This is a genomic window from Ornithinibacillus sp. 4-3, from assembly GCF_040958695.1.
GTDB lineage: Bacteria > Bacillota > Bacilli > Bacillales > Amphibacillaceae > CALAMD01.
On the sequence record NZ_CP162599.1, the window covers coordinates 735,906 to 759,120 of the forward strand.

28 protein-coding genes are annotated in these 23,215 nt (G+C 33.2%); 21 read left to right on the plus strand and 7 right to left on the minus strand.

Annotated elements, in window-relative coordinates:
• The first annotated feature begins 26 nt into the window (after window positions 1-26).
• Complete coding sequence (locus tag AB4Y30_RS03690; protein ID WP_368654149.1) at window positions 27-1,373, plus strand: PepSY-associated TM helix domain-containing protein; 1,347 nt, start codon at window positions 27-29, stop codon at window positions 1,371-1,373.
• Window positions 1,374-1,864: 491 nt separating this feature from the next.
• Here the strand turns inward: AB4Y30_RS03690 and AB4Y30_RS03695 are convergent, their stop codons facing one another.
• A complete protein-coding gene (locus AB4Y30_RS03695) occupies window positions 1,865-2,035 on the minus strand; it encodes an MmcQ/YjbR family DNA-binding protein (protein WP_368654150.1) in 171 nt (56 codons plus the stop codon).
• 149 nt (window positions 2,036-2,184) lie between these two features.
• On the opposite strand from AB4Y30_RS03695, the gene AB4Y30_RS03700 reads away from it, so the two are divergent.
• From AB4Y30_RS03700 to AB4Y30_RS03710, 3 genes are read left to right on the plus strand one after another with little or no spacing between them, the layout of a single operon-like run.
• Window positions 2,185-2,361, plus strand: coding sequence for a hypothetical protein (locus AB4Y30_RS03700; RefSeq protein ID WP_368654151.1), 177 nt, complete (start codon window positions 2,185-2,187; stop codon window positions 2,359-2,361).
• Between the two features lie 31 nt (window positions 2,362-2,392).
• Complete coding sequence (locus AB4Y30_RS03705; protein ID WP_368654152.1) at window positions 2,393-2,623, plus strand: GNAT family N-acetyltransferase; 231 nt, start codon at window positions 2,393-2,395, stop codon at window positions 2,621-2,623.
• Between the two features lie 24 nt (window positions 2,624-2,647).
• Complete coding sequence (locus tag AB4Y30_RS03710) at window positions 2,648-3,064, plus strand: hypothetical protein (protein WP_368654153.1); 417 nt, start codon at window positions 2,648-2,650, stop codon at window positions 3,062-3,064.
• Window positions 3,065-3,322: 258 nt separating this feature from the next.
• Here AB4Y30_RS03710 and AB4Y30_RS03715 read toward each other — a convergent pair whose 3' ends face one another.
• The gene (locus tag AB4Y30_RS03715) at window positions 3,323-4,138 is read right to left on the minus strand and encodes an ABC transporter ATP-binding protein (protein WP_368654154.1); all 816 of its coding nucleotides are present in this window, start codon (window positions 4,136-4,138) and stop codon (window positions 3,323-3,325) included.
• Between the two features lie 320 nt (window positions 4,139-4,458).
• Window positions 4,459-5,448 (minus strand): iron-hydroxamate ABC transporter substrate-binding protein, encoded by a 990-nt coding sequence (locus AB4Y30_RS03720; RefSeq protein ID WP_368654155.1) that lies wholly within the window; start codon window positions 5,446-5,448, stop codon window positions 4,459-4,461.
• A gap of 182 nt (window positions 5,449-5,630) precedes the next feature.
• On the opposite strand from AB4Y30_RS03720, the gene AB4Y30_RS03725 reads away from it, so the two are divergent.
• From AB4Y30_RS03725 to AB4Y30_RS03740, 4 genes are all read left to right on the plus strand, one after another.
• A complete protein-coding gene (locus tag AB4Y30_RS03725) occupies window positions 5,631-6,647 on the plus strand; it encodes a FecCD family ABC transporter permease (protein ID WP_368654156.1) in 1,017 nt (338 codons plus the stop codon).
• Complete coding sequence (locus AB4Y30_RS03730) at window positions 6,644-7,666, plus strand: FecCD family ABC transporter permease (RefSeq protein WP_368654157.1); 1,023 nt, start codon at window positions 6,644-6,646, stop codon at window positions 7,664-7,666. Before AB4Y30_RS03725 ends, AB4Y30_RS03730 begins: the two co-directional genes overlap by 4 nt.
• A 403-nt stretch (window positions 7,667-8,069) precedes the next feature.
• Window positions 8,070-8,264, plus strand: coding sequence for a cold-shock protein (locus AB4Y30_RS03735; protein WP_368654158.1), 195 nt, complete (start codon window positions 8,070-8,072; stop codon window positions 8,262-8,264).
• A gap of 830 nt (window positions 8,265-9,094) precedes the next feature.
• The gene (locus AB4Y30_RS03740; RefSeq protein ID WP_368654159.1) at window positions 9,095-10,492 is read left to right on the plus strand and encodes a DHA2 family efflux MFS transporter permease subunit; all 1,398 of its coding nucleotides are present in this window, start codon (window positions 9,095-9,097) and stop codon (window positions 10,490-10,492) included.
• A gap of 193 nt (window positions 10,493-10,685) precedes the next feature.
• Here AB4Y30_RS03740 and AB4Y30_RS03745 read toward each other — a convergent pair whose 3' ends face one another.
• Window positions 10,686-10,925: an indolepyruvate ferredoxin oxidoreductase subunit alpha gene (locus AB4Y30_RS03745; RefSeq protein ID WP_368654160.1), complete on the minus strand. Its 240-nt coding sequence runs from the start codon at window positions 10,923-10,925 to the stop codon at window positions 10,686-10,688.
• Window positions 10,926-10,965: 40 nt separating this feature from the next.
• Window positions 10,966-11,952: an NAD(P)/FAD-dependent oxidoreductase gene (locus tag AB4Y30_RS03750; protein WP_368655163.1), complete on the minus strand. Its 987-nt coding sequence runs from the start codon at window positions 11,950-11,952 to the stop codon at window positions 10,966-10,968.
• 398 nt (window positions 11,953-12,350) lie between these two features.
• Here AB4Y30_RS03750 and AB4Y30_RS03755 point away from each other — a divergent pair, with 398 nt between their 5' ends.
• The 4 genes from AB4Y30_RS03755 to AB4Y30_RS03770 all read left to right on the plus strand — a co-directional run bounded on the left by AB4Y30_RS03755 (window position 12,351) and on the right by AB4Y30_RS03770 (window position 15,025).
• Window positions 12,351-13,007: a helix-turn-helix transcriptional regulator gene (locus tag AB4Y30_RS03755; protein ID WP_368654161.1), complete on the plus strand. Its 657-nt coding sequence runs from the start codon at window positions 12,351-12,353 to the stop codon at window positions 13,005-13,007.
• A 79-nt stretch (window positions 13,008-13,086) separates the two neighbouring features.
• Window positions 13,087-13,710 carry a superoxide dismutase gene (locus AB4Y30_RS03760; protein ID WP_368654162.1) on the plus strand — a complete coding sequence of 208 codons (624 nt, stop codon included), beginning with the start codon at window positions 13,087-13,089 and terminating at the stop codon, window positions 13,708-13,710.
• A 118-nt stretch (window positions 13,711-13,828) separates the two neighbouring features.
• Entirely contained in the window at window positions 13,829-14,320 is a 492-nt protein-coding gene (locus AB4Y30_RS03765; protein WP_368654163.1) for a flavin reductase family protein, read from the plus strand.
• Between the two features lie 240 nt (window positions 14,321-14,560).
• Window positions 14,561-15,025, plus strand: coding sequence for a DUF1307 domain-containing protein (locus AB4Y30_RS03770; RefSeq protein ID WP_368654164.1), 465 nt, complete (start codon window positions 14,561-14,563; stop codon window positions 15,023-15,025).
• A gap of 100 nt (window positions 15,026-15,125) precedes the next feature.
• Here AB4Y30_RS03770 and AB4Y30_RS03775 read toward each other — a convergent pair whose 3' ends face one another.
• Window positions 15,126-15,563: a DUF6526 family protein gene (locus AB4Y30_RS03775; RefSeq protein ID WP_368654165.1), complete on the minus strand. Its 438-nt coding sequence runs from the start codon at window positions 15,561-15,563 to the stop codon at window positions 15,126-15,128.
• A gap of 272 nt (window positions 15,564-15,835) precedes the next feature.
• Here AB4Y30_RS03775 and AB4Y30_RS03780 point away from each other — a divergent pair, with 272 nt between their 5' ends.
• From AB4Y30_RS03780 to AB4Y30_RS03790, 3 genes are all read left to right on the plus strand, one after another.
• Complete coding sequence (locus AB4Y30_RS03780; protein WP_368654166.1) at window positions 15,836-16,315, plus strand: VanZ family protein; 480 nt, start codon at window positions 15,836-15,838, stop codon at window positions 16,313-16,315.
• A 167-nt stretch (window positions 16,316-16,482) separates the two neighbouring features.
• A complete protein-coding gene (locus AB4Y30_RS03785) occupies window positions 16,483-16,722 on the plus strand; it encodes a hypothetical protein (RefSeq protein ID WP_368654167.1) in 240 nt (79 codons plus the stop codon).
• Window positions 16,723-16,787: 65 nt separating this feature from the next.
• A complete protein-coding gene (locus tag AB4Y30_RS03790) occupies window positions 16,788-17,132 on the plus strand; it encodes a DUF3221 domain-containing protein (protein ID WP_368654168.1) in 345 nt (114 codons plus the stop codon).
• A 123-nt stretch (window positions 17,133-17,255) separates the two neighbouring features.
• Here the strand turns inward: AB4Y30_RS03790 and AB4Y30_RS03795 are convergent, their stop codons facing one another.
• Window positions 17,256-18,185: a prenyltransferase gene (locus tag AB4Y30_RS03795; protein ID WP_368654169.1), complete on the minus strand. Its 930-nt coding sequence runs from the start codon at window positions 18,183-18,185 to the stop codon at window positions 17,256-17,258.
• A gap of 322 nt (window positions 18,186-18,507) precedes the next feature.
• Here AB4Y30_RS03795 and AB4Y30_RS03800 point away from each other — a divergent pair, with 322 nt between their 5' ends.
• The 6 genes from AB4Y30_RS03800 to AB4Y30_RS03825 all read left to right on the plus strand — a co-directional run bounded on the left by AB4Y30_RS03800 (window position 18,508) and on the right by AB4Y30_RS03825 (window position 23,212).
• Complete coding sequence (locus AB4Y30_RS03800; RefSeq protein ID WP_368654170.1) at window positions 18,508-19,047, plus strand: DUF418 domain-containing protein; 540 nt, start codon at window positions 18,508-18,510, stop codon at window positions 19,045-19,047.
• Window positions 19,048-19,179: 132 nt separating this feature from the next.
• Complete coding sequence (locus AB4Y30_RS03805; protein WP_368654171.1) at window positions 19,180-19,737, plus strand: DUF418 domain-containing protein; 558 nt, start codon at window positions 19,180-19,182, stop codon at window positions 19,735-19,737.
• 132 nt (window positions 19,738-19,869) lie between these two features.
• Window positions 19,870-20,478: a dihydrofolate reductase family protein gene (locus tag AB4Y30_RS03810; RefSeq protein WP_368654172.1), complete on the plus strand. Its 609-nt coding sequence runs from the start codon at window positions 19,870-19,872 to the stop codon at window positions 20,476-20,478.
• 188 nt (window positions 20,479-20,666) lie between these two features.
• Window positions 20,667-21,779 carry a YibE/F family protein gene (locus AB4Y30_RS03815; RefSeq protein ID WP_368654173.1) on the plus strand — a complete coding sequence of 371 codons (1,113 nt, stop codon included), beginning with the start codon at window positions 20,667-20,669 and terminating at the stop codon, window positions 21,777-21,779.
• Entirely contained in the window at window positions 21,776-22,573 is a 798-nt protein-coding gene (locus AB4Y30_RS03820) for a YibE/F family protein (protein ID WP_368654174.1), read from the plus strand. The genes AB4Y30_RS03815 and AB4Y30_RS03820 overlap by 4 nt, the downstream gene beginning before the upstream one ends.
• Window positions 22,574-22,675: 102 nt before the next feature.
• On the plus strand, window positions 22,676-23,212 hold the full coding sequence (locus AB4Y30_RS03825; RefSeq protein ID WP_368654175.1) for a DUF1572 domain-containing protein: 537 nt from the start codon (window positions 22,676-22,678) through the stop codon (window positions 23,210-23,212).
• The last annotated feature ends 3 nt before the right edge of the window (window positions 23,213-23,215 follow it).

A 23,215-nucleotide genomic window follows, 5' to 3' on the forward strand; every position in this document is an offset into this window, starting at 1 on the left:
TAAAAATAAAAGGGATGGGATCTAATTTGAAAAATACCTATAATCCTTTACAAAGACTTCATTTTTATGCAGCGTTGTTTATCACTCCATTATTACTTATATTAACTTTATCAGGTATTGGTTATCTTTTTTTCACGGATGTGGAAAATAAAATATATCAACATGAGTTTTTTGGTAAAAGTGAAGAAACGGAACAACAGACACTTAAACAAGCTGTTAAAGAGATTGAGGAAACGTATACTGGTTACAGTATAAACAAGATTAGTATTATGGAAAAGCCTTATAATGATAGGATAACAATCAGTAATGAAGATGGGAATCAACAGTATCTTTTTTTAGATGACAATAACCAAATAGTTGCTAGTCAAAATGCTAAATATACTTATTCTAATGTGATGAGAAGCATACATAGTTCACTGTTTACGGAAAACACAATTATTAATTACTTAGTAGAGTTAACTGCATGTTGGACTATTTTCATGATTGTGTCTGGAACTTATATGTTAGTTAAAAAGAAACTTATTACGAATAAAAATAAGAAATTAAGATTTCAAAAATGGCATGCTCTTTTAGGATTGATTGTAGCCATACCTTTATTTGTTATTGTATTAACAGGTATTCCATGGTCAGCATTCATGGGAAGTCATATTAGTAAGTTGGGAGAGGATTATCCAAATTTAGGGAATACGGAGTTGCGTTATAACCCACCTAATTCAGATATTAACGAGATTCCTTGGGCGACTAAAAGTAAAAAAGAACCTGTGTCTGAGAGTGGTGAGCATAAAGGACACGCTGATCATCACGGTGCATCAAGTTCAGTTACTGATTTACCCAATCAAATGACTGTTGATGAAATTAGCAGTATTGCTCAAAAAGAGGGTGTTTCTAAACCATTTTCTATTGTATATCCATCAGATGAGAAAGGGGTTTTCACTGTATCCAAAGGAAGTAATTCTGGTGTTACTGGGCTGGATGTTTCACCAAATGAAGAAACAACAGTTTATTATGATCAATATAGCGGCGACAGGCTGGGAAAAGTGGATTATGAAGAATATGGTGTCATAGGTAAATGGTTTACTTGGGGTATCCCGTTACATGAAGGTCACTTATTTGGTTTGCCAAATAAAGTAATGAATCTACTTGTCTGTATCGCGTTTCTAGGTGCTATCGTAATTGGTTTTATTTCTTGGATGAAACGTACAAAAAACTTCTCAAATATACTACCGAAAAGAGTTAATAAACCACTTTCAATTTCTGTTATATCGATGTTAATAGTACTTGGTATTTTAATGCCATTGTTCGGAATATCTATTATTCTTGTGTTCATTATAGAAGCTATTTTATATTTCAAGAAGAAAAAAGCGGTGTCTTAAGACATCGCTTAGTTTGTAGGGAAATCATTTGAAATTTCAAATGATTTCCTATCTAGAGCACGTAATAAACCGCTAATATTTGATCGGGTGACAGTAAGTTCATTGCTTAGCTCAGAGGGTAATGCTTCATAGTTTCTTTCCTCAAGCATTTATAATAGATATAGCCGAGCTAAATTCAAATCAAATACTGTGGTTTTTGAATCTAATATTCTGGTTAATTTATTTGTTTTTTTGATGTAATGTAAGAAAGAGTTTTACCTCGATATCCGGATTATCAAGAGGGTTTGTCATATGTTATTCATCTTCTTCTAATTATTGAATGTATTTATTATAATGGCAATTGATTAACTGTCAAATAGATAAGCTATTAACTAAGTGTGGGGCGATAATCCTTATGTTAAAATGTTTAGCAGTCTTGCTGCATTATAGTTTTTTCCATTTCTTCCCCTTAAAATAGTAAACAATCATTGTCTACTACTCTAAACGCTTTTTTACCTTGTTAAATCATAGCTTAAATCTAAGAGATGGAAGATTTCCTCGTCAGGAACAGAACCATCCAATACAATGCTAATCCAGTGCTCCTTGTTCATGTGATAAGCGGGTAAAATTGCATTATTCTCTCTTAAAATACCAGATAATGCTGGATCACATTTAACATTCAATATCTCTGTTTTTCCCTATTGTAGATACGCTATCTTGCTGTATCGTTACTGTTAATGTATTTGGTGTACCGAGACTACTTCAGATTGTATGAAAATAATATTACGAATAATCAATTAGCATTTTTAAAATAAGATAGGAGGAGAAACAAATGAATAATGATATTACTTACAAAAAGCTACAATCAGGCGATGAAAAGGATTTTTATGATTTAGTATTGTTATTCAACGATGTATTTGAGGCCAACAATGGCGTAAATAAGAAAAATATTAGCCAATTGCTGAACAATCCAAACTTTGTGTGTTTGGTCGCTTTTCATCATCAATAAAGTTATTGGGGGAATAACTGCTTATGAGCTCATGTCGTATGATAAGCCTGGATCTGCAATGTATATCTATGATTTAGCAGTTCAGAATAGTCATCAACGAAACGGGATTGGTAGCAAATTGGTTTCGGAGCTATTAGCAGATTGCAGAAGTAAAGGTATAAAGGAATTATTTGTCCAAGCGGAGGAAGCTGACACTCATGCGGTTCAATTTTATCAGAAATTAGGAGGCAAATCTCTTAAAACATATCAGTTTGATTTTTAACGTTTAAACATAGATGAAAGGACAATGATTGTGGTTGGACTGGCAGTATTATGTGGAATTTTGGTAGCTATCATCCCGTCACGGTTGATAATTAATGTCTTTTCTGACGTGAATATGAGTTATATTTTGATTGATATCGCTCGTTGGACAGCAGTCTATTTCCTAATGTCCATGATTGCTTTTGGCATTGCAGAATTAACACGCAGTACAATTGTACCGCTTTCCATTTTAATTATGATTCCAATACTTATTGCGACAGGTATCTTACAATGGCCAGAAGGATTACGATTCTTGCCAGATCAAGCAAGTATGAGTTTACTTGGAACTCCTGCTTATGAAGTGACTGAGCTTCCGCCGTGGATTGCTTTCTTTACACTTCTTGCTTGGGTGGTTGTGTGTATTGGGATTTATTGGTTTTCCTTGTTACGACGCGATAGTTAAAAAGATGTGAACTCATACTTTGATAGGTGATAAGTATGAGTTTATATTTATCATTCTATTTATCAGTATCCATTAGTTTTGCCAACCTGATAAAAGAAAGTTAGATGTATTGAATGTAGCAATGATTGTTCTTATATAGCTTACTTCGATAACCTCTATATTTGTGGTCTCATCAAGGTTTTTTCCACCTCTGACGAAAGATACTGGAATGAACAACGTGTCTTTTATTAAAAATGAATTAATCTTTTGGCTAGTTTATCAAGTTTTTTGTATAGCATCTTTAATTAAGCAGTTTCCTCGTCCATGTGGAATACACATTGGAGTACCAAAGATAGGATCACGTGCGATATTACATCTCATACGAAATACTGCTGAAACAAGTTCTGCTGAAATTGTATCTTCCGGGCGTCCTTGAGCATATATTTTTTTATCTTTTATCGCAATGATATGGTGTGCATAGCGGCTTGCTAAATTTAAATCATGCAATACCATTACAATAGTACGATTGTCTTTTTCATTTAAATTGAAAAGAAGATCTAGAACATCAATTTGATGTGTTAAATCCAGATAGGTGGTTGGTTCGTCTAATAAAATAATCTCAGTATCTTGTGCTAAGGTTAACGCAATCCATGCCCGTTGGCGCTGTCCACCTGATAAAGAATCAACAGATTGATCCTTTAAATCTAACATATTTGTATCTTCTAGAGCTTTTTGTACAGCTTCCTCATCTTTTTTGGACCATTGCTTCATTACTTTACGATAAGGATGTCTTCCTTGTTTAACAAGCTCATAAACAGTTAAACCTTCAGGAGCTGTTGGCCCTTGTGGCAAGATTGCTAAGTTCTGTGCAATTTCTTTTGTTCGCATTTGAGCGATATTTTGTCCATTTAATACAATAGATCCTCGCTTTGGTTTTAATAAACGTGCCAACGAACGCAGTAATGTTGACTTTCCACAGCCATTTGGACCAATAAAAACAGTAATTTCCCCTTTTGGGATAGAAATATCTAGTTCTTTTATAATAATTCGATCTCCAAATCCCAGTGTTAGATTACTTGCTGTTAATGAGCTCAATATAAAACGCCTCCCTAACCTAAAAAGGTGTGGTGTTCTTAATTAATTTCATTCTATGATTTTGATGGACATGATAACAATTTCAATAAAAAATAAATACTTAATAAGCCGCTTCTATTTTTTCATGTAAAAAAGTTTCACTCAGTAGTATTCACGATCTTTTGTAAAGGTGATTCCTTTCCTTTTGCTTAGATAAGAAACTAAGAGAACAAATATTCCTGTTAAGTATTTGTTTTCTTAAGAAATTTTTAAAAAAGGTTAATAAGAGGTAGAAATCTTTTGCTTAAAGACAAATTAAGCTTTTTAAACAAGTATGAAAATTATTTAAACAAATCAACAAACATATCGATTGTTTGTTTTGAAGCAACCAAGCCACTGTTTGTCCAATTGCTTTCATCTTCTATGAAGTATACTTGATTATTTTGAACGACAGCAGTATTGTTCCAGACATTGCTATTGTCTAATGCTTCAATTCCTTCATCATCTTTGTTACCTAGAATAATGAGATGATCAGCATCTATTTCAGAAAGTTTTTCTAAAGATATTGGGTTCCAAGCTGATTCTCCTTGGCCTAGCTCTTCAACCAGTCCAGGTACTGTCACACCTAGTTCATTATAAATCATATTAGCGGAGTGACGATTTTTCTCGAATAGGAAGTATTTACCTCCAATAACCCACATCATTGCAACGCTTTCGTCACCTAATAATTCCTTAAGCCCTTCTTTTGCTTGGTTTACTTTTTCCTCATAATCCGTTAAAGCTTCTGCTGCTTCATCTTCCTTACCTATTAGTTTCCCTATCTTCTGTATGCGAACTTGCCAATCACTTACCTCTTCTTCAGATAATACATAGGTAGGTGCAATAGCTGCATAATCATCATAAGAGCCTTCATAATTATCTAGCACATGATCTAAAATAATAAGATCAGGTTCTATGCTTAGAACAGCCTCTAGAGGCAATGTCCATTCAATGGTGTCAACATCTGCTAATTCTTGTTCTAGGTAATCTTGTACGCTTTCACCAATTGCCCATTTTGCAACAGGTTTCTCACCAAGAGCAATCAATGTATCTTCATTGTAAGATGCAAGAATTTTTTCAGGGTTTGCAGGAACGGTAACTTCCCCCATATCGGAATCAACCTTGATTTCGCTTTCTTCTTCTGCATCATTTGGTGTATTTACTTCTTCTGATTTATTGGGCTCATCTGCTTCGTTCGGTTCCTTATCATTACTATTACTACAAGCAACGAGAAGAAATAGAGCAATGAGGATAAGCATTAACAAATATTTCTTTTGTATGTATTTGTGCATTTCTTTTTCTCCTTTAATATTATATAATGAACTTCTACCGATAATGATAATCATTTTCGATTAAGGTGTCAATAAAATTATAGTGATATTTTATGGAAATAGAACTTAAAATTACAGAATATCTAAACATGATATGTTCATCTAATAATGTTTTAGATAGAGGATATAGGAGTATATAAGCAATGAAATTATTTTCGCATTCATCCCAATTAATAAAACTATTAATCAATATCATAGGAATTTTTCTGATCGTTTTCTCGATTGGTGTTTCTATTTCTTATGGTGCAACAAAAATTGATTTACATATAATTTGGCAGGCTGTTTTTAATTTTAATGAGGGAGATAAGGCACATCAGGTTATTTGGGAGTTACGCATTCCACGTGCTTTAGCTGCAGTATTAGTTGGCGCATTTTTAGCTGTATCTGGGGCAGTGATGCAAGGAATGACACGTAATCCTCTTGCATCACCTTCTATTATGGGTGTAACAGATGGTGCAGCATTTATGCTAGTAATTATTTTAGCATTCTATCCAGCAGTTTCTAATATTGGCCTAATATTCTCTTCTTTTTTAGGAGCAGGGGTAGCAGTAACACTAGTATTTTTAGTAGGATCCTTTTCTAGTGGCGGCCTAACTCCTGTAAAACTAGCGTTAGCTGGGGTTGCTATAGGAACCTTATTGCGTTCTGTTTCTTCTATTCTTTCGTTACATTTCCAACTGGAGAAAGATATTGGTTTTTGGCTTGCAGGTGGATTAGATGGAGTAGGATGGAATGAGATAGTTATTCTTCTTATTGTTGGAGTTATTGGAATGGCATTAGCGTTATCCATTGCAAAATCTATTACTGTTCTCAGTCTTGGAGATGATTTATCTACTGGATTAGGACAGAATAATACATTGATTAAAGTTTCTGGTATTGTGGTTGTGTTGATATTAACAGGTGTGGCTGTTTCTATTGCAGGTTCTGTTGGGTTTATAGGGCTCATTATTCCGCATATTACACGTTTTATTATTGGAACGGATTATCGTTGGATTATTCCAACCACAGCAGTATTTGGAGCCTTATTGCTGGTAAATGCAGATCTTATTGCACGACTAATTAATGCCCCTTTTGAAACACCAGTAGGAGCAATTACATCTATTATTGGTGTTCCTTTCTTTCTTTATCTAGCAAGAAGCAGTGGGGGTGACAAAAAATGAATACAATTGAGAAGAAAAAACGTCTTCGGTTTTGGTTAATTATTAGCATTTTAATCATAGGAATAATTGCTTTTTTCTTTATCAGTTTGAGTTTAGGTATGATTTCCATTTCTCCAAAAGAAGTAATTCAGACACTAATGGGGCAAGGGACAGATAGGCAGGAGCTTGTACTATTTAAATTTCGTATGCCAGGAATTATTTTAGCATTACTTATTGGAGCTGGTTTAGCTGTTTCCGGAACAATTATGCAAGGTATTACACAAAATGGTCTTGCTGATCCAGGAATTTTAGGAATTAATTCAGGTGCAGGTTTTGCGATTGTTTTATTTCTTTATTCTTTTCAAGGAATTATCCCCGCTAGCAGTGTGCTTAGCACCTATATGCTTCCTTTTGTAGCTTTAGTAGGGGCATTTACAGCAGCAATTTTGATTTATACTATTGCTTGGAAAAAAGGAGTTTCTCCAATTCGCCTGGTCTTAGTTGGAATTGGAGTGAATGCTGCATTTGGTGCTCTATTAACAATATTACAGCTACGAATGGATCCACAAAATTATCGCCATGTAACTATTTGGCTTTCTGGAGAAATATGGAGCGCAAACTGGGATTTTGTTTATGCTTTATTGCCATGGATGTTGATTCTTATTCCTGTTGCAATGATAAAGGCAAGAAATTTAAATGTCTTTCATTTAGGAGATGATATAGCTTCCGGTTTAGGTACACATGTAGAAAAAGAAAGAGGATTTTTATTTTTTATTGCTGTAGCATTGGCAGGAGCGGCAGTAGCAGCCGGTGGAGCAATTGCTTTTTTAGGATTAGTTGTTCCACATATTGTTCGTAAGCTAGTTGGGCCATTACATAATTATGTAATTCCTATTTCAGCTTTATTGGGAGGATTTATCTTGATAATTGCTGATGTTATTGGAAGTAATATTCTAGCACCAACAACAATCCCTGTAGGAATTGTTGTAGCAATTGTTAGTACTCCTTATTTTGTTTATTTGCTGATGAAAACAAATTAAAAAAGAGAAGGAATTACGTTTGCAGTATCATGTGGTGGAGGAAAACTTCCATAGAGAATCGTTGGTGAAGTAGAGGCTTTTGAACAAGCTTACAATATTTGATGCTTGAAAGTATATTACGAACTTTGTACAAAGCAGTTTGACGATACCTAGCGATACAGCATTGATGATAACTGCCTTATATTCTCCGAATAACTAAAGCTAAATAAAACTTTTTTCGAATAAATAAAGAAAAAGCTATCTTTTTAAATGGATAAGTGTTACACTACGTACAACTTAATTGTTTGTGTTAGCAATACAGGATTTATGTCAATGCATATAATGTATATCATCGTCTTGAATTATTATCAGAACAACCAAAGTAATAAACGTGCATAAAATGATGCACATGGAGGAATTATCTATGAACACAGGTTCAGTAAAATGGTTTAACGCAGAAAAAGGTTTCGGTTTCATTGAAGTTGAAGGTGGAGACGATGTATTCGTACATTTCTCAGCAATTCAAAGCGATGGTTTCAAAACATTAGAAGAAGGTCAACAAGTTACTTTTGATATCGAAGAAGGCAACCGTGGACCTCAAGCAACTAACGTTAGATAAGATTTTATAGTAAGAAGCTCTTCTGTTATAGAAGGGCTTTTTTTATTTTTCTATTTTCTTGATTGCAGCATGAAAAAAGACGCTTAAAACGTCTTTTAAAGTCAATATTGATTTTTAAGAAGAAGTTAATATATTTTATAAGCTTGTCCTGTTTCTAATCCTAAAACACACTTGCGATATGATAAGCCAACTCGTTTAGATGTAGTAGGTTCAAATCCCTGAAATAATTTTCCATACTTTCACTTGGCTATACGGCAGAAGATACTGTTTTTAACGGGTCATCCATTAAAAGTCCTGTTGTGCCAATCGTTCTAGTTGCTCCAAACTAATAAGATTTTCAAACATTTTGCTCCTTTCATGCTTTATATATAGTGCAAGCTTTAAATATAGTTTAGTGAAGCGGATTATCTTGTTATATCGAATTTTTCGATTGATAGCCATTTGTTTACTTAAAAAGCTTCCATACTTTTCTGTTTTCAAATTTACTTAGAGGATAATAGCATTTCATTTTTTGGGAATTTCATATGAATTCTGACTATTTGATTGACCTATATTATGGAGTATAGTAATATTTGGCTACCTATCAGTAAGGAGTTTTTGTTATAGAAGGTTCTGACTCCAACTAAGATACGAGATGCTGCTTTAAGTTATTTAGCGTATTATGATTTGTTTTTATTAGATCAAATTGCAGAAGATATAGAGATTAGAAAATTTTTATATATTCTCACTATAAAATCTCTTTTTATAAGGATAAATTACGCTTTGAAAAGTGAGTAAAAGCTATTTTACCTATGTTTTGAGATGGTAACGGCTAGGGGGAATCCAAAAAAATGGGACAGAAAATTAATCATAAGGGTGTTGTGGTAGTTGTTATCTTAGCGACATTTTTATTTTCATTTAGTCAGTTTTTATTAATCACAGCATACCCAACAATTATGGCTGAATTTGATATAAATGCTACTCAAGTACAATGGCTTACTACAGCATTTTTACTAACAACAATTGTTTTTATTCCAATGACCGCTTATCTATCAAATACGTTTTCATCAAAAAGCCTTATTGTTTTTGCGCTTTCCTGTTTAGCTATTGGTACAGTAATTGGAGGATGGTCACCAAATTTTATTACATTAGTATTCTCAAGAGCAATTCAAGCAATGGGTGCAGGTATTATTCTTCCACTTGTCCAAACCATATTATTGACTATATTTCCATATGAGCGTAGAGGTGCTGCAATGGGCCTTCTAGGAGCTGTATCGAATGTAGCACCAGCAAGTGCACCGGCTCTTTCTGGCATCATAATCGATATGTATAGCTGGCGTTCTCTTCATTGGGTTATATTGCCCTTAATAGTAGTAGCTTTAATTTTAGCTGTATTTGCAATGAAAGATGTGTTGGAAAAGCAAGAATCGAGATTAGATGTTTTTTCCATTATTCTTTCTGCAATAGGTTTCTCTTTTTTCATTTTTGGTTTAAGTAATATAAGTGTGACTGGATTTATGGATAAACTTGTAATTCTTCCGCTTTTTATTGGAATTATAGTGCTTTACCTTTTTGTACGTCGTCAATTACATTTGACTTTACCAGTTCTTAATGTGCAATTGTTTTCTAATTCTATCTTTCGGTTAGCATCGATACTTGTTTTTATTAATTTAATGCTATTATTATCTACAGAGACAATACTACCTATGTTTGCACAAACTGTTCTACAAACAAGTGCATTTTTATCTGGTTTTCTTTTGCTTCCAGGAACCATTTTGCTATCTATCATGACATTTGTGTCAGGGAATTTATATGACCGTTACGGCGGTAGAAAAATTACTATTATAGGATTTTTATTTACATTTATAGCTTTATTATTATTAAATGCTGTGGGCATGGAAAGTTCTCCATATTTAATTGCCATATATTTTTGTTTATTTATGCTTGGTTTTGGATTAACACTAATGCCACTAGTTACGGTAAGCATGAATGCATTGGACAACAAAGACATTCCTCATGGATCTGCGATTATTAATACTGTGCGACAGTTTGGAATGACATTTGGAGTTATTACACTTTCCACTATTATCAGTGTCACTACTTCAAATATGGATGCATCTTATAGAGTGAGTACATATTGGGGAGTAACTTATTCATTTATTGTTATGGCACTATTAGCTTTGGTAGGGTTTTTCCTTGCAAGATTTATAAGAGAAAAGCAAAGAAATGCAAACTCAGTAGAATTATAGACTCATATATGAGAATTCACCCTAAAAAAGTTGAAATGGTTTTAGGGTGAATTTATATTCATCAAAGGGAAGGGGCATGCCTTGCTTCCTTTGCGTTATTTGTAAAATCTAATTAAGAGGATATTCCTCTAGATTTCTGAGTTACGAATGCTTTCACAACTAATCTATAAATTTTTTCATTACATCTAAGCTTCTACTTATTTTCAAAGAAGGCCTCTGCTTTTTCTAAATAAATGGCTTGGTCTGGAGATAAGTCATATTCTTCAACAATCGCATCAACTGGACAAACGGCTACACACGCACCACAATCAATACAAATATCAGGATCAATATAAAATTGATCTACGCCTTCCTCTATACAATCAACAGGGCAGACACTTACACATTCTGCCGCTTTTTCTTTACTACATGGGTCAAGAATAACGAAAGCCATAAAGTAAATCCTCCTTCAATTTGTAATTATTTTTTCAGTTTTAGAACATGGCTGTAGAATGTTTTGGTTGAATTCGTGCTTTTGGGTCCATATAATTTTTTGCATTATTGATTGCGGTTGGACCTTCTCCAAAGCCTGTTGCAATTAGTTTTACTTTTCCTTCATACGTACAAATATCACCAGCAGCATAGATTCCAGGAATATTAGTTTCCATTTTAGAGTTCACAACAATACTATTCTTTTCTATTTCTAATCCCCAATCTTTAATTGGTCCGAGGCTGGATACAAATCCGTAATTACAAATAACATCATCAACATCTAATTCAATCAGTCTTTCTCCTTTTATTTCTTGTAAAATCAGTTTTTCAATTCGATTTGTCGCAACAATGGAAGCTGTTGTAAAAGGAGTAAGTTTTTTAACCGTAGATTTATTTAATTGATTTACACTATGCTCATGGGCACGAAAATCGTCTCTACGATGGACAAGCGTAACTTCTGAAGCTATTTTCTCTAGCATTAATGCCCAATCTACTGCGGAATCACCACCACCAAGAATAGCAACTCGTCTATTTTTAAATTTATTTATATCTTTTACATAATAATATAGGTTCGTTCCTTCAAAAGTTTCGCTTTCCCCAGCATTTAATCTTCTTGGTTGAAAAGCACCATTGCCAGCAGTAATAATAATTGTTTTGGTTAGGTGTATGTCACCAGTGTTTGAAATAAGCCGAAATGTGCCGTCCTCTAAACGTTCTAGTTGTTCGATTGATTGACCAAGTATAATTTCAGAGTTAAATAAGTTCATTTGTTCTTCTAATTGATCAATCAGCTCTTGTGCTTGGATTTTAGGAAATCCTGCTACATCATATATGTATTTCTCTGGATAAAGTGCTGTTAACTGTCCTCCAATTTGAGGCAAGCTATCTATTACTTTGACACTTGCTTGACGCATACCACCATAAAAAGCGGTAAATAATCCAGTCGGGCCAGCCCCAATAATGGTTATATCAACTTGATCCAATGTAATACCTCTTTTCTATTTCTTTTTGCTAATTAAAAACCTAACTTTCGTAAAAATGATCATTTAATTAACTTTTTATACCTAAAAGTATAAATAATGAAAATATAACTGTCAAGACGCAATATGATAAGCGTAGAAAAGAAATTTCTGTTATGTTTCAAAAGTAAATTAGTACGCTAATCAGTATATAATTAACTTTTTAAACTAAAATGTTGAAAAAATAAAAAATAAGATATAAACTAGATAATTATAGAAAGAGGTGACTTATTAGCATAGCAAATATTTTACATAGACCATACAACGAGTTATTCATTATCAAAGGGGTTTTATGATGAACTTTACGTCATATTTTAAAATGGAAAATGTTATGCTATGATGAGGATAACTACCCTGGAGGTGAAAAAATGAAGAACTCTCGTCTAACAACAAAAGAAAAACTTATTGATTTATTAAAAAAGCAAAATGAAATGACAGTAAGTCAAATGGCGCAAGCGTTAGACATCACAGAAATGGCAGTTAGAAAACATCTTAATATTCTTGAGAGAGATTCCTTTCTGCATATCTCTGAAGTAAAGCAACCCTTGGGTCGCCCTGTTCAGGTTTTTTCACTAGCACCTAAAGCTGATATACTCTTTCCGAAAAATTATGATAATCTAACTTTGGATTTTTTAAATGATTTACAAGAAATGCAAGGAAATGAAATCATTGATCGTCTATTTGAGAATAGAGGTAAAAGACTTGCAGGTAAGTATTTTCCTTTTATGAAAGATATTTCTTCAAATGAAGCGATGGTTGAGACATTAAAGGATATTCAAATCGACAAAGGATATATGGCTGACGTGATTAAAATAGATGAGCATCAATTTGAATTGATTGAACATCATTGTCCAATTTTTGAAGTGGCTAAAAATTTTAAACAAGCGTGCCATTGTGAGACAAATATGTTTAAAGAAGTTTTAAATACAGAGCATGTACAAAGAACAAGCTGTAAAGCAGATGGAGATCATCATTGTCATTTCCTTATTAAATTTACTGAGGATGATATACCTGTTACAAGTTAATTTCTACCTAATCTTTTATGCATAATTATTATACTAAATAGTTTATAAAGTATTAATTAAAAATTTGGAGGGATTTATAATGACCACATTTTCATTACCAGCATTAAATTATGGATTCGACGCATTGGAACCAGTTATTGATCAAAAGACAATGGAAATTCATCACGGAAAACACCATCAAACATATGTAACTAATCTGAATGCGGCGCTTGAAGGACATGAAGAATTAAAAGGAAAAACATTGGAAGAGCTACTTGCTAATTTAGGTACATTACCAGCACCTATTCAAACAGCTGTTAGAAATAATGGGGGAGGACATCTAAATCACTCGCTATTCTGGGAAATACTGACTACTCCTAAAGAGAATAATTCTCCGACAGGTGATTTAGCTGAGGCGGTCAACCAAAAGTTTGGTAGTTTTGAAAATTTTCAGGATGAATTTACGCAAGCGGCAACAGGAAGATTTGGCTCTGGATGGGCTTGGCTAGTTGTTAATAATCAGAATGAGATTAATATAACGAGTACGCCAAATCAAGATAATCCGATTATGGTAGGGGAAACAGCTATTTTAGGTTTGGATGTTTGGGAGCATGCCTATTATCTAGCTTATCAAAATAGAAGACCTGAATATATAGCGAATTTCTTTAAAGTTATTAATTGGGATGTTGTTTCTCGTAATTATGAAAAAGCTTTAAATAAATAATAACTTTTATCTACAAGATAAGATGCCTTTAGGCTCTTATCTTGTTTATTTGATGAAGTAATTTCGGGTTGCGAACAAAATTCTAAAAATGTTAAATCATAAGGAGAGAAGTGAGACAATGAAAGTTGATATTTTTAAGGAAGCAATGGCAAATTATCCTACAGGTATTTCAATTGTTACATCAAATGATGAACAAGGTAATCCAATAGGCTTAACGGTTAATTCATTTGCTTCTGTATCACTAGATCCATTACTTATTTTATGGTCAATTGATAATAGAGTTTCTACATATGAGGCATTTAAAAAAGCAGATAAGTTTGCTGTTAATATTTTAGCGAATGATCAAGCAGAAATTGCTAAATTATTTGCAAGCAGTCTTAGCAACCAGGAGAGATTTGAAGGTTGCGACTGGAATTCATCAGCATATCAATTACCAATTATTAAGAATGCTGTGGCTTCATTGCAATGTAAAACATTCCAGCAAGTCCAGGCAGGAGATCATATTATCTTTATTGGTGAGGTTATTGAAATTGACATAGAAAAAAGACAACCTCTTTTATACCATAGAAGAAAAATGGGAGGATTTCCAGAAAGCTTCCATGAAAGCTAGCCTAAGAAAAAAGTTAATTAATTGATGACAAAAAGAAAAATTAACTATAGGAGTAATAATTTGTAATATTACAAATGCATAAGTGTTTTTTAGTTTATGTAATAGCATCAATGGGTAAAGATACTTATATAGTATTACGTTTGTGTTACAAAATTGCTAAAGTGTTATTTTAGTTTGACTTTGATCATGTAATTCGGTAAGTTAGTAATTATTTCAAAAAAATGGATAGGGGAAAAGTAAATGAAGAAAAATCTTCGAAATATCATGTTTTTATTTATATTAACTGCTATGGTGACATTAGTAGCTTGTGGTTCAAGTGAAAAGGTTACCCTTGAAGGTGATGTAGATGGTGCAACACAAATCGTCACTTTTGAAGCTAAAAAAGATAAAATTGAAAAAGTAGAAATGAAAATAGCTCAAACATATGAGTCTTTGAATATGTCTTCTAAAGAGGAAGCTGAATCTACAATGGGTGAATTGATGGAAGAAGCGTTTGCGTCAGCGAATGAATCCGATGGAGTCGACGTTAGTGTTGGCTTTGAAGATGAAGAGCTTATTGTAGAAGCAAATATAGATTTCACAAAAGCAGATACAGATGCTTTAGATGAAATAGGTATGGGGCTTGGATCATCTTTAGATGATGAAGATTTAAGCTTGGAGAAAGCTGTTAGTGATTTAGAAAGTCAAGGTTTTGAAAAGAAGTAAATTAATAGATTAATATAGTTTTGGATTAATAGATTTTAAACAACAAACTCCCGGTGATTTTTATTGCTTGGGAGTTTGTTGACTTTATATGGATAGTGAGTTAAATTCTATGATTATCTGCGCGCCAATTTTTAATTATTTGTTTTATTTCACCTTTTGATAAATCCTCGTTTCCTGTCTTTTCTACTAAACTTACAAATTCTTCATCTGATGCAAAGCGTAATCCAATAAGTTGATTAACTGTAATTTTTTCATCGATTTTCTTTTGTGTTAACATGTAATATCGCAGTGTTTCTTCTGTTCGAATCAACCTATCTTGTAATTTAAGTGCATAAATTCGAGCAAGCATCCTAGAAATAATAGCGATAAGAAGGATGCTGAGCAAGAAGATGTGAACGAAAGTAAGGTTTTCCTGTGCCGTAGCAACAACGATATACGCAATGATAGAAAATAGCGTAATTGCACTCAATGGAAGCCAAAAAAAATGTTGTAGTGGTGATACTGCTGTGTGATTTTCAGCAGATTGTTTCTTTTCCAATATAATCTCCTCTTTTCTATATACCTATATGGGTATATTATAAATGCGTTAGAAGAGAAAGTCTATGAAATGGCTTATGGATTTAACACTAAAGACAATATGTAATCCGTTATAAAACCCGATTATCATAAAGAAGTTTATTATCGCAAGCAATCAAAATGATTTGGAATTTATGTTAGAATAGTAACAAAATTTCAATTCAAAATATTTTCTTATATATAAATGAGCCAGATTGGAAATCAATTCGTTAACAGAGAGGGGTTACTTATTTATTGAAGTCTTTTTATAAATTTATGGTAGTACTGTTATTCTGTCTTTATTTAATTATCCTTTCAAAACAAATATTATTTAAATTTCTACCTCTACAAGTAATTGTAGACCATATCACTTTGAATTTTGAGGGAGAAACTTTTTGGCACAGTCATAACTTTATTCCGTTTAAAACTATTTCTTATTATCTTTTTACTGCAGCAGATATGAATTTTAGTATACGTATTGTGAATTTAGCAGGTAATGTAATTGGTTTTATGCCGTTTGGTTTCCTGATGCCTTTGCTATCAAGGAAGTTTTTAAACTTAAAGGTCATTATTTTAGCAACTTTTTGCTTGAGTTTAGCTTTTGAGCTTATACAGCTTATATTTAGGTTCGGTAGTTTTGACGTAGATGATTTAATTCTGAATACGTTTGGAGGAGTATTAGGGTACTTATTTATTTTCTTGATTCTAAAATTTATATTTAACAATAGAAAATAACGGTATGCCATTAATAGGTGAGATTGTAACAACAAATTACAGTAATAGTTGTGTGCTTAATTTTACAAAATGTAAAAAGAAAGTATTCCCCAAATCTTGTATAATGGTAATTAACTATAACAACCGGACTATAAAGTAGCACAATTTTAAAAAAAGGAAGATGTAAAATGAATAAATATTTAATAGCTTTTACAATGATATTAGTCTTATTTCTTGCAGGTTGTTCTCTAATTCATGAAGCAAATTTAGCATCCCCAAATGAAGAAGCGGCAACGGAAGAGGCGGAAGGCGGTCATTATGAGTTGATATCAGTAAAAATGTCCGATAAACCAAAGTTCTCGAAGGAAGAATGGAGAGAAATCCTTAAACAGATTCAAAATGGTGAAGTTATTTTAGAGAAGGAATAAAAAAGAGATCAAGTATGATATTTTTTCTTTAAATCTTGAAATAGGAGAGAAAGGCAAGAGTTAATATGAAAAAAACACTTCTCATAACATTTATTGTTTTGTTAAATGTTTTACTTATTGGGTGTGGAAAGCCTGATATAGAAGGTATTGTATTAGAAGTAAATGACGATGGGGTAAAACTTGCTACAGAACTTTCTCCTGCTGAATATGAGAAAATCAAAGATGAGTCGGTTTTAGATATACAAAATGAAGATGTAAATGGTAGTACATCTCTTGGTTTGATAGATCTAAATTATGAACATACAGATAAATTCAGTAAAGGTGATGAAGTAGAAGTATGGATGGAAGGGGATATAATGACATCTTATCCTTCAAAGGCTAAAGCCAAAAAAATTTCAAAAAAATATTAAATTCTCCCTTGAACTGAAAAGAAAACCATTCAAGAATCATCATTATTACAATCTCCCCCATCTATCTACAGATGAGGAAGATTGTTTTATGTTCCGATTTTTATTAAATGGAGCGGTAATATATTAAATAAAGATACCAATCCAGATAGCTGTCACAAAAGCGAGTAGAAGAAGGATTTTTTCAATGCTTGTTACTTTCTCAACATCCTCGACATCCATTTTCATCATAAGATAAATACCATAAATTAGTATAACACCAGCTCCAATTGCTCCAATTGGGCGTGTAAAAGCCATCCAAACTAGTAACGTACCAACAAATATAAAATAAAGCAGTGCTGGAAGCTTGGCCCCTATTTCCCCAAATTTATCTTCTGCCCAAACAACTGATGTACGTTTTATAGGCTGTGCTTTTCGATCGGCATGCCTATCAGGAATATGATGCACCATGACCCATGTCATACACCATATGGCATTAATCAATGCATTTTGCCAAGCCCATATAGGTACTTGCTCAAGTAATATCCATGGTGCTGCAATTCCCAGCAATAACATTGTTGGAAATAAACTAAACCATTCGCCCACAAAAGGATAATAAGCTAATTGAAACGGTTTTAATGAATAGGAAGCTGCTCCCCAAAGACCTACAAGTGTCAAAACAGCAAATTCTATATACCCTAAAAAGGCAAAGACAGCTGTAATAAACAGTAAGAATATGCTTATCCCAATACCTAATTGAATTAACATCCGCTCTGACATCGTTCCTGTCTGTAACACCCTACTGCCTCCAGAAAGTATACCAGGACTATGCTGATCTGTGCCAGATTGGTAATCTGCCAGATCGTTAAAAGTATGTGTCAACATTCCATGTATCAATACTGTTCCAATTAATAAGATGGAAGCAACACTGATAATCGTCAATGCTGATAAAGTATAATGAAATAAAAGTGGCAATACGGTTGATAGAATAGCTGCCACACTGGAAGATACAACTGCTATAATCCTTAATAACATACCAATTCCTTTTAAGCTAAATGCTGGCTGTGATGGAATCATAATCATCATCCTTTTTCAATTAGATAATTTTAAATTTTCTTTTGTTATTAGCATAGTTGTAATTCCGAACATTTATACTATATTTCTGTCAATATACGCTGTAATAATATAACTTTGACATCCCATATAAAATCTCCTTTATCTAAGGGTTATGTTGAACTACTAATAAATCTATCTGATCAAAGAAATCTCAACAGTTTGTAAATATTAAGCGAGTCGCATTGAAATGATGGAAATTTAACTTAAATTAATTAAGTGCTACACTTAATATGGCATGATGAACTTTTTAAATACATATTGATAAACTGAGGGGAGGGATAATTTGAAGAATAGGATACAAGAGTCATCTCCTATTTCGACGAAGGAACGTATTGAATCATTGGACATTATTAGAGGGATAGCATTGTTCGGAATTTTATTAGTGAATATGCCATTATTTCAGTCTCCTCAATTAATTGCAGATTTATATATGATGTCACCCGAATTAAGCTCAAGTGATCAGTTTTTACGAATGCTACTTGATGTTTTTGTAGAGACGAAATTCTTTACGATATTTTCCTTTTTATTTGGTGTTGGCTTTTATATTTTTATGGAACGTGCAGTAAATAAAACAGATCATTTTTATCGCTTATACTCACGGAGATTAATCGTGTTAGCCATCTTCGGATTCTTACATCTTTGCTTATTGTGGTATGGTGATATTCTTTTAGGATATGCGCTTGCTGGATTCTTTTTAATTTTCTTTTATAAGAGGAAGCAGAAGACGATTCTTCTTTGGTTGATGTCATTTTCAATTGCGCTGATTGGACTTTTAGTATTTGGTATTTTTGGTTCGACTGATTTAGCCACCATGGAACAGTAAATAAGTAACTTAAAAGAAGAGGGGACAGATAAAGTAGAAGAAGCGATTGATATTTATCAAAATGGTAGTTATTTAGAATGGCTATCTTATCGTTTTACCAATGAAGTAATTCCTGTTTTAATGAATACGCCAATGAATATACTAACTGCTCTATTTATGTTCTTAATAGGTTTATATGCAGTAAAACGGGGAATTTTTAGGGATTTTCCTTCTCATAAACCTTTTATAAAGCGTGTCTGGTTGATTAGTTTGTTAACTAGTATTCCGTTGAGTGCTGGCATTATTTTATTACATTTAAAAATACTTAATTTTGGCATTTTAAATGAACAGCTAATACAGTCACTTTTAACGATAAGTGGATTGAGCCTTTCGTTCTTTTATATTTCAACGATTTTATTTTTACTAGAAAGAGAGAAATGGAAGAGAATTCTTCATCCTTTTAGTTATGTTGGCAGGATGGCATTAACAAATTATATTACCCAAACAATAATTGGGGTAGGGATATTCACTGGGTTAGGGATGTTTGGAGAAGTGAATATAGGTTTGGGGATTCTGATAAGTATTATTGTTCTTCCATTGCAAATGATACTAAGTTACTTTTGGCTAAAACATTTTCGTTTTGGTCCCCTAGAGTGGGTTTGGCGTTCACTTACATATGGTGAATTTCAGCCTATGAAAAAACAGTTGTGATGTTTAAATGAATTTATTGAAGAGAAATACTATAAGACTCTAGTAGCTACAACACGAAATCACAGCAAAATAAGAGAAGTCTCCCTCCATTCGGTTTGCTACAATAAAAGTATAAGGAAGGGAGCGGATAGTATGGGAAAAGTAATTTTAGATATTTCCATGTCACTTGATGGGTTTATTGCTGGTTTGAATGATAATCAAGAGCAACCACTTGGAGCGAACGGTGAAATAATTCATGAATGGTTATTTAGTGGTGATCAGCCGAGTCGCTATAATGATTTTTTTAGGTTATCTAGTATCAATAAAGAGGTCTTTGACGGTTCTATTCCAGACATAGGTGCTATGGTAGTTGGGAGAAGGACATTTGATATTGTAAATGGATGGGGAGGTAGTCATCCAATTCAAGGGATACCAATTTTTATAGTGACTCATGAAGCGCCAGAAAATTATCTTGAGAATCATACAAGCTTTACATTTGTTACAGATGGTATTAAAAGTGCTATCGAACAGGCAAATAAAGCTGCAAATGGCAAAAATATAAGTATCGGAGCGGCGAGTATTGCTCAGCAGTGTGTACAAGCAAAGCTTCTTGATGAAATGCATCTTCACATATCACCTATTCTGCTGGGGAACGGCATTCGTTTATTTGATCAAATTGGGCAGGAGCATATTAAATTAGAAAGTAAAGAAGTTGTCGACGGATCAGATGTTGTACATGTTAAATATAAAATATTATATTGAAATCTTGGTATGACTTTCTCAACAAAACCTGCCATAGATTCTAAAACATCCAATGTTACTATGAAACATTGGATGTTTTATTTTGGGGCATGCTGAAGTACTATACTGTACATATGAATCACTCTATGTAAAAGTGGTAACATAGTATATATTTTAGAAATATAAATAGTCCAGTTTTACTTTTTGGAGTGATCGCATTGAAAAGATGGTTACAAAATCGAACAAAGACTCAATACTTAATAAGCGGTTTACTACTAATTGCTTTTATAGCGTCTATGATTTTTATTAATAATAATCATGAATTATATACACGTACAATAGTTCAAATAACAGATGTGCAGGAAACTCACAGAGAATCTCAAGTAGATAGACATGGAAATCAGGATGACTTTGTAATTCAGAGCGTTACTGGAGAAATTAAAAATGGTCCCGATAAGGGTGAACTCACTACTTTTGATAATGAATATATGCAGTCCCTGGCATTAGATTATGAATTATCAGTAGGAAATGAAATTTTTCTCGCAACAGATGGAAAGGCAACGGGAGATATCAAACGGGATAAACATTTTGTATTCGTAGCGTGGATATTTCTTATCATTCTCCTGATTGTCGGTAAATCAAGAGGTGCACTCTCAGTCTTAAGTTTACTTGTGAATGCATTAATTCTATCTATTGCTTTGGATATTTATATACAAAACCCTAGTCTCGGCTTATCCGTCATTACATTAGTTAGTATTGTGATTTTTACTATTTTATCTTTATTAATGGCAACTGGTTTTAATGAGAAGACATATACAGCCATTCTTACCACATTGATTGGTACAGGATTATCACTGCTTATTGCTTATTTAGCACTCCGTTTTACTGGGGAAGAAGGGCTTCGTTATGAAGAGATGGCATTCTTAACTAGAAATCCTCAGGTAGTCTTTATGGCAGGTTTATTAATCGGTTCGCTGGGAGCGGTGATGGATGTTGCAATTACGTTATCAGCTTCTATGTTTGAAATGTATGAAAAGAATAACCGGATTAGTGTAAAAGTGTTGAAGAAGGCTGGATATGAAGTAGGGAAAGATATTATGGGAACGATGACGAATATTTTATTTTTCGTCTATGTTAGTGGATCGATTCCGATGCTGCTTATTTATTTTAAAAATGCCACGCCATTTGGTTTTACATTATCGATGAATCTATCTTTGGAATTAGCACGTGCTTTAGTAGGAGGGATTGGCATTGTATTGACCATTCCAATTGCCATCTACATTTCTATTTTCTTTATTCGTAGAAAGCAGGTGAAATCATGAATGTACTAATCGTGCTAGCAGTTATATTGTTTGCATTAATGGCTTGGGTTGGAGGGATGAAGGGTGTACGATCTTTTATTGCACTTTTTATCAATTTTATCATTGTACTCATGGCTGTCTTTGTGATGAATGATCCTTCAGGAAATCCTATTATTATTGCATTAATCGCATGTGGATTTATTAGTGCAGTCAGCCTGTTTTTCATTAATCGATTTAATAATAAAACGATGCTCGCCTTTTTGGCGACTATTGCGACGATGGTTATTCTAATTTTCTTTATTATTATTTTAACGGAGCAGTCGATGATTTATGGGCTTGGTGAAGAGGAATCTGGAGAGATAACGACCTTTAATGTCCATATTGGGCTTAATTTTGTTCAGATTGCTACAGCAGTGATTATTATGAGTACAATTGGAGCAATTGTTGATACTGCTATTTCAATAACTTCACCATTACGGGAAATACATGAACAAAACCCTGAAATTTCTAAAAAAGATTTATTCTTAGCAGGAATAAATATTGGTAGAGATATTCTTGGAACAAGTACGAATACTTTATTCTTTGCCTTTTTTGGCGGTTATATGGGATTGTTGATTTGGTTTAAGGATTTAGATTATTCGATAGGGGATATCATTAATGCCAAAGTATTTAATGATGAAATGCTGACGATTTTTATTTCTGGTATTGGAATTGCCCTCGTTATCCCTATCGCATCACTGATGAGTGCTTATTATTTGAAACGGAAAAAGAAAAAGGAAGCTTCCAATGAAAACGAACAGATAGAACAAAATTAGCAAGTACAAGAAATCTGAATGGGCTTAATATGATAAGTCTATTTGGATTTTCTATATGATAAACTGTTGTATAAAGATCCGTCTAAAAAAGGAGAGATATTTGTGGATATTGGAAAAGAATATTTGAAGGTAATACAAGCAAGATTTGCAGATGTAAAAAATCTTGGTGATAAAACAATAACCCAACTATCAGAGCAGGATGTACATTGGAAATTAAATGAGGCATCCAACAGCATCGCGATTATTGTAAAGCATATGAGTGGCAACATGATATCTAGATGGTCCGATTTTTTAACATCAGACGGGGAGAAGCCTTTTAGGAATCGTGATCAGGAATTCGAGGATGATATATCTTCCAAGCAGGAAATGATCACACTTTGGGAAAAAGGCTGGAACATATTTTTTGATACATTAAGTGGTTTAGAAAGTTCGGATCTCCTAAAAAACATCACCATTCGTGGAGAGCAACATACCGTGTTAGAAGCGATCGAGAGACAAATGGCTCATTATGCTAGTCATGTTGGTCAAATGGTGTATATCGGTAAGCAATTAAAAGATGAAGATTGGCAAACTCTTAGTATTGCGAAAGGGAAGTCAGAAGCATATTTACAGGAGAAGTTGAAAGAGCATAGGTCTTAAAAA

Coding starts and splice junctions, on each gene's coding strand:
- AB4Y30_RS03770 (WP_368654164.1), top strand. CDS start 14,561: ATGAAGAAAAATCTTCGAAATATCATGTTTTTATTTATATTAACTGCT.
- AB4Y30_RS03725 (WP_368654156.1), top strand. CDS start 5,631: ATGAAATTATTTTCGCATTCATCCCAATTAATAAAACTATTAATCAAT.
- AB4Y30_RS03735 (WP_368654158.1), top strand. CDS start 8,070: ATGAACACAGGTTCAGTAAAATGGTTTAACGCAGAAAAAGGTTTCGGT.
- AB4Y30_RS03805 (WP_368654171.1), top strand. CDS start 19,180: ATGAATATACTAACTGCTCTATTTATGTTCTTAATAGGTTTATATGCA.
- AB4Y30_RS03810 (WP_368654172.1), top strand. CDS start 19,870: ATGGGAAAAGTAATTTTAGATATTTCCATGTCACTTGATGGGTTTATT.
- AB4Y30_RS03745 (WP_368654160.1), bottom strand. CDS start 10,925: ATGGCTTTCGTTATTCTTGACCCATGTAGTAAAGAAAAAGCGGCAGAA.
- AB4Y30_RS03730 (WP_368654157.1), top strand. CDS start 6,644: ATGAATACAATTGAGAAGAAAAAACGTCTTCGGTTTTGGTTAATTATT.
- AB4Y30_RS03790 (WP_368654168.1), top strand. CDS start 16,788: ATGAAAAAAACACTTCTCATAACATTTATTGTTTTGTTAAATGTTTTA.
- AB4Y30_RS03820 (WP_368654174.1), top strand. CDS start 21,776: ATGAATGTACTAATCGTGCTAGCAGTTATATTGTTTGCATTAATGGCT.
- AB4Y30_RS03720 (WP_368654155.1), bottom strand. CDS start 5,448: ATGCACAAATACATACAAAAGAAATATTTGTTAATGCTTATCCTCATT.
- AB4Y30_RS03740 (WP_368654159.1), top strand. CDS start 9,095: ATGGGACAGAAAATTAATCATAAGGGTGTTGTGGTAGTTGTTATCTTA.
- AB4Y30_RS03760 (WP_368654162.1), top strand. CDS start 13,087: ATGACCACATTTTCATTACCAGCATTAAATTATGGATTCGACGCATTG.
- AB4Y30_RS03795 (WP_368654169.1), bottom strand. CDS start 18,185: ATGATTCCATCACAGCCAGCATTTAGCTTAAAAGGAATTGGTATGTTA.
- AB4Y30_RS03700 (WP_368654151.1), top strand. CDS start 2,185: ATGAATAATGATATTACTTACAAAAAGCTACAATCAGGCGATGAAAAG.
- AB4Y30_RS03710 (WP_368654153.1), top strand. CDS start 2,648: ATGATTGTGGTTGGACTGGCAGTATTATGTGGAATTTTGGTAGCTATC.
- AB4Y30_RS03755 (WP_368654161.1), top strand. CDS start 12,351: ATGAAGAACTCTCGTCTAACAACAAAAGAAAAACTTATTGATTTATTA.
- AB4Y30_RS03705 (WP_368654152.1), top strand. CDS start 2,393: ATGTCGTATGATAAGCCTGGATCTGCAATGTATATCTATGATTTAGCA.
- AB4Y30_RS03765 (WP_368654163.1), top strand. CDS start 13,829: ATGAAAGTTGATATTTTTAAGGAAGCAATGGCAAATTATCCTACAGGT.
- AB4Y30_RS03785 (WP_368654167.1), top strand. CDS start 16,483: ATGAATAAATATTTAATAGCTTTTACAATGATATTAGTCTTATTTCTT.